Source organism: Nitratifractor sp., assembly GCF_015487065.1.
In the GTDB taxonomy this organism is placed as follows: Bacteria; Campylobacterota; Campylobacteria; order Campylobacterales; family Sulfurovaceae; genus Nitratifractor.
Genome location: NZ_WFQN01000069.1, coordinates 1 through 4869 on the forward strand (window position 1 = coordinate 1; position 4869 = coordinate 4869).

Annotated in this window: 6 protein-coding genes; 2 read left to right on the forward strand and 4 right to left on the reverse strand. The window is 54.5% G+C overall.

Annotation, left to right across the window (positions count from 1 at the left end; all coding sequences use genetic code 11):
- Positions 1 to 189 (forward strand): RpiB/LacA/LacB family sugar-phosphate isomerase (locus F8I07_RS03740; protein ID WP_292655915.1); only part of this gene is annotated, 189 nt, incomplete at its 5' end.
- A gap of 40 nt (positions 190 to 229) precedes the next feature.
- Complete coding sequence (locus F8I07_RS03745; protein ID WP_292655918.1) at positions 230 to 790, forward strand: HdeD family acid-resistance protein; 561 nt, start codon at positions 230 to 232, stop codon at positions 788 to 790.
- A gap of 53 nt (positions 791 to 843) precedes the next feature.
- On the opposite strand, the gene F8I07_RS03750 is transcribed toward F8I07_RS03745, so the two are convergent.
- The 4 genes from F8I07_RS03750 to F8I07_RS03765 form a co-directional block, all read right to left on the reverse strand.
- On the reverse strand, positions 844 to 2757 hold the full coding sequence (locus tag F8I07_RS03750) for an EAL domain-containing protein (protein ID WP_292655920.1): 1914 nt from the start codon (positions 2755 to 2757) through the stop codon (positions 844 to 846).
- 129 nt (positions 2758 to 2886) lie between these two features.
- Positions 2887 to 3822 carry an HlyD family secretion protein gene (locus F8I07_RS03755; protein ID WP_292655922.1) on the reverse strand — a complete coding sequence of 312 codons (936 nt, stop codon included), beginning with the start codon at positions 3820 to 3822 and terminating at the stop codon, positions 2887 to 2889.
- Between the two features lie 176 nt (positions 3823 to 3998).
- A complete protein-coding gene (locus F8I07_RS03760) occupies positions 3999 to 4214 on the reverse strand; it encodes a DUF1656 domain-containing protein (protein WP_292655925.1) in 216 nt (71 codons plus the stop codon).
- On the reverse strand, positions 4211 to 4869 hold a 659-nt coding region (locus F8I07_RS03765; RefSeq protein ID WP_292655927.1), incomplete at its 5' end, for a TolC family protein. The genes F8I07_RS03765 and F8I07_RS03760, both read right to left, overlap by 4 nt.

The following is a 4869-nucleotide window of genomic DNA, read 5'->3' on the forward strand; positions in this document are numbered from 1 at the left end:
GCCTACACCGCCCGGATGGCCCGCGCCCACAACAACGCCCAGATCCTCGGCTTCGGAGAACGGGTCGTAGGCATGGGCGTCGTGCAGAGCATGATCGACGCTTTCATCGAAACTTCCTTCGAGGGGGGACGTCACGAACGCCGTGTCGAAAAGATCGCCCATATTGAAGAAGAACACCATTGCCGCTGACAGCGGAAAACGTCGACCATCCATAGAAAAAGGAATAAAAATGCTCAACTACAAACTTTTCGATCAAAATCAAGAGATGCTAGAGAAATTCGGCAAATACGCGAAAGCCTACGGCATCATCTTCATGCTACTAGGGCTCGTGGGAATCTTCTTTCCCGGACTGATGTCCCTGACGACCGTCTTTTTCCTCGGCTGGCTGCTGCTCTTCAGCGGTATCTTCGCCGGAATGCACACCTGGCAAGTCAACAAAAACGACTGGCTTGGTTGGCTCAAAACCCTGATTCTTATCGTCGCGGGTGCCTTGATCGTCATCCATCCCCTCCCCGGCATCCTGGCATTGGGAATCATCTTCGCCGCCTATTTCGCCCTCGATGCTGCCACCAATTTCACTCTGGCGTTCAAAATCCGCCCCGACAAAAACTGGTGGATCGCTCTGCTCAACGGCATCCTCTCCCTGGGCATCGCGATCTTCTTCGCCCTCGCCATCGGCAATCCCGTCCAGACCGTCTGGCTCGTCGGTCTGCTCGTCGGTATCAGTCTCTTTTTCGACGGGGTCATGCTGCTGAGTTTCTCCGGCAATAGCAAAAAGAAAAACGCCTAAGCCGACCCTCCCTCTTCGCGCAGATCGGAGTCAATGAGCTCTTTTGAGCCCTCTCAATTTCTGTAGCCCGAAAGTATCAGATTCAACGCTTTATCGGACTGCTCCGGTTTTCCGATAAGAAAGCCCTGAACTTCCCCACATCCCATTATTTGCACATACCGCTTCTGCTCGGCCGTTTCCACCCCTTCGGCGACAGTTCCCAGGCCCATCGCCTGCGCCATGGCGATGGAAGCTTTCACCAGGGTGCGATCCCGACCGTTTCGGGTGATATCCCGGATAAAGCGCTGATCGATTTTCAAACGATCCACGCAATCCTGAAAAAGAACCAGAGAGGAAGATCCCGTACCGAAGTCGTCGATGGAAATACCGCATCCCAACTTTTTCAGATCCTTGAGCACTCCGTAACCGTCATCCGAGAGCGACATGAATGCCGACTCCGAAATATCGAATTCGATATGGTTAGGCTTGATCAGATACTTTCGGAGTGTTTCATCGACGAAATGCGTCCACTCACTGTGCTGCAACTGCCGGCGGGAGAGATTGATCGTCATCGTGATCGACGGTGCACCCTGACGCTGCCACTCGTAGAGTGTCCTGCATGCCTGGGTAAAGACCCAACGACCGATCTTCAGGATGATATCACTCTCTTCGGCGATGGGGATAAACAAAGAAGGAGGGATCATCTCTCGGCCGTAATGTTCATCGAGACGCAACAGTGCTTCCACTCCGGTCACCGTACCCGTTGACAGATTGATTCGAGGCTGAAAAAGCAAATGGAACGCTTCCTCTCTCAAAGCATTTTTGAGTGTTTTTTCGATCATGGAGCGTTTTTTGACCTCCCGATCGATCTCCCGGGAATAGAAATGATATCGATTTCTCCCCGCCTGTTTGGCCCGATACATCGCCCTGTCGGCGTAGCGTAACAATGTTTCGCTCTCCACACTGTCCCGTGGGAAGATCGTGATACCGATGCTCGCTCCCACATGATAATTCATGTCTCCGATGCGAATGGGGCGATTGACCTCATCGATGATTTTTTGTGCGACATGCATCAGCGTATCGGCACTGGAGATCTCTTCCAGGATCAGCAGGAATTCATCTCCTCCCAGGCGTCCGAAGATATCGGACTTGCGAACGATATGCCGTATTCGATTCGCGATCTCCTTTAGAACGACGTCTCCCGCCTGATGCCCCACCGAATCGTTGATCTCTTTGAAACGATCCAGATCGATGAAAAAAACGGCTCCATGCCTTTTGTAGCGCTGCGCACGCTCCAATGTCAACTCCAGGCTCTCCAGCAGAGCCTGACGGTTTGGTAAACCGGTCAATGCATCACGCAACGGCATTTGAGGCATAACGGCTTTCATCTTCTCTTCACACCGATTTTCGTGTTCTTTACGATGTCGATGAACAATCACCGCCCACTCTCTGCGCCCCTGACCGGTCTCCGCTTTCGACAAACGAAGCATCTTTACCGACCAGGCATCCTCCGATCTCTCTGCCTTGTCGAGAGGGACTTCGAAAGTTCGTTCATTCCCTTCCTGATCGTTCTCGACGATGGAGAGAATATTTCGTCCCAGACGTGCGGGCAATACTTCGTCGATACGCTGTCCTAGCAACTCTTCCCGCTTCTCTCCCTCTGCGGAGAGTATCCCCACGCCGTCTTGTATCTCCAGACAACGTCCACGCTCATCGACAATAAAAAAAGCCAACGCTGCCAGTTGCGAGAGTGTGCGACAACGCTGATCGAAAGTACGGCGCATGCCTGAAAGCATCTCCTGAATTTCGACCGCAGACCCCTCCAGGCTCTTTTCAAGTCGTTGAATCTCACGCTTTTTCTCGCTCAGGAGATGGCTGATTAGACGCTCTACAGCTTTCCATTGCCGTGGATTTCCGAAATCATCGGCGTGGATTCCAGATGCTTCCAACCATTTTTTGAACTGTTCATCTATTGGATATTCATACATGAAATGCGCCTCCTTTTCTCTCGCCCGGGCGTATCAATTTATTGTATCTATTTTGGAATTAAAAATTATTGTTCAATAATTTTTAGAATTTTTTCAGAATCTACTGATACCTCCTCCCTCTAGATGAGATTATGGTGAGTTCCACTCTTTTCTTTTTGTCACGGTTTTGTTCTTTTTATCTTCTTTGCCGGCATGCACCAACACCGAGGCGGTTAGACCGACACGCAGAGCGATCTCCGGAGGAACATTTTCAACGGCGATGCGCACGGGAATCCGCTGGGCCAGGCGGATCCACTGAAAGACCGGTTTGACCTTGGGCAGCAAATTGGGGCCGGGGTTGCCGTCGGGCGGGGTGATGCCCCAGGCGATGGATTCCACCCTCCCCTTCAGCGGCGTGTCGGGATAGGCCATCAGGGTCACTCTCGCCTCGTCGCCCACCTTGATATCGGAGACGGCATCTTCCCGGAAAAATCCGAAGACCCAGAAGGTGTGCCGGTCCACCAGGGCCAGGATCGGTTTGTTGGCCACCGCCTGGGAGCCGACCTGGAAGTTGATGTTGCTCACCCAGCCGTCCACTTCGGCGTAGACCTTGGTGCGGGCCAGGTTGAGCTTGGCGTTGTTGAGGGCCTCTTTGGCGGCGTCGATATCGGCCAGAGCCTTGAAGTAATTGACCCGGTTGCGGTTGAGGTCTTTCTGGCTGACGGCGCCGGGGTCCCGGGCATGAATCTTTCGGACCCGTTCGTATTCGATCCTGAGCCCTTCGGCGTTCTCCTCGGCCCGTCGGAGCCGCGCCTCGGCCTGCTTGACCTTGAGCTGATAGCTGGAGGGGTCGATCTCGAAGAGCAGGTCTCCTTTTTTGACCGGCTGATTGTCGTGAATGTAGATAGTGATCACCCGTCCCGTCACCTGGGGGGTGACCTGCACCACCTGAGCGCGCACCTGTCCGTCCCGGGTCCATGGGTTCTGGAAATACTCGTGCCACTTCTGCCAACCGAACCACCCCGCCGCCGCGAAGAGCGCCAGAGTCAGGATGAGTTTGATGAGGATCGTAAAGAATTTTTTCATTGTTTATCTCGTCGTTTGGCGCTTAGATTATAAAAGTGAGAAGGTGGGATCGCGCTTCGCGCCGGTGGGAAGGTGGGCGAGTTGGAAACAGTTATCGTCTCACCTTCCGGATAATAAGCGTTGCAAAGCAACGCAATCCAAAACTCATCACTCCTCACTCATCACTCCTCACTAAGCTAAAAATGTATCCACATCTTGTCCACCAGCACGATATAGAGCAGCCAGATGGCCAGAAAGATGTAGCTGGGAGCATAGAACCATCGGGTCAGCTTGAGTCGGTTCATCAGCAGCGCCGTGATCCCTGCCAGGAGAAAGCCCAGCAGCACCGCCGGGATCACCGGGGAGACGTAGAGATCCCCGAGGCTCAATTCGTGGGGCCAGGGGTTGTTCATTGCCACTCCTTGGGCAGCCGCACCTGCGAATCGGCGAGCATTTTGCTCCAGTAGCCCCGCTCTTTGAGGTGGCGCACTGTCTCCTCAGAGAGATAGCGGCCGCCCTGGGCGATCTGCCAGCCGCCGCCCAGGGCCTTGTAGAGCAGCGCCACCTGGGTTGCCAGAGCCCCCTGGAGGCGGGCATACTGATCCTGAAAGCGGGTGAGCTTCTCCATGGAGTTGAGCAGGCGCTGGTAGCTGACCAGCCCGTCGTTGTACTGTTTCATGGAGATGTTGAAGGCCCGGGCCACAGCCCGTACGGCGGCTTGGCTCTCTTTGAGCTGATCGAGGGTATAGCGGTAGCTATCCAGGGCGTAGGAGACTTCGTGGACGGCGGTGAGGACCGCTTTGTTGTAGCGCACCAGGCTCTCTTCGAAGCGGGCGTCTTTGAGGCGGATCTTGTTGCGGATGCGGCCGTATTGCAGGATGTTCCAGGAGAAGCTGGGGCCGGCAACGACACTGATTTTGGAGAGGGAGAAGAGCGGATCGGGATTGACATAGCTGATGCTCCCCAGCAGAGAGAAACTGGGGTAGAGATCCGCTTCGGCGATGCCGATCTCGGCGCTGCGGGCGTGGGCCTGATACTCGGCAAAGCGCACGTCAGGGCGGCGGGTGA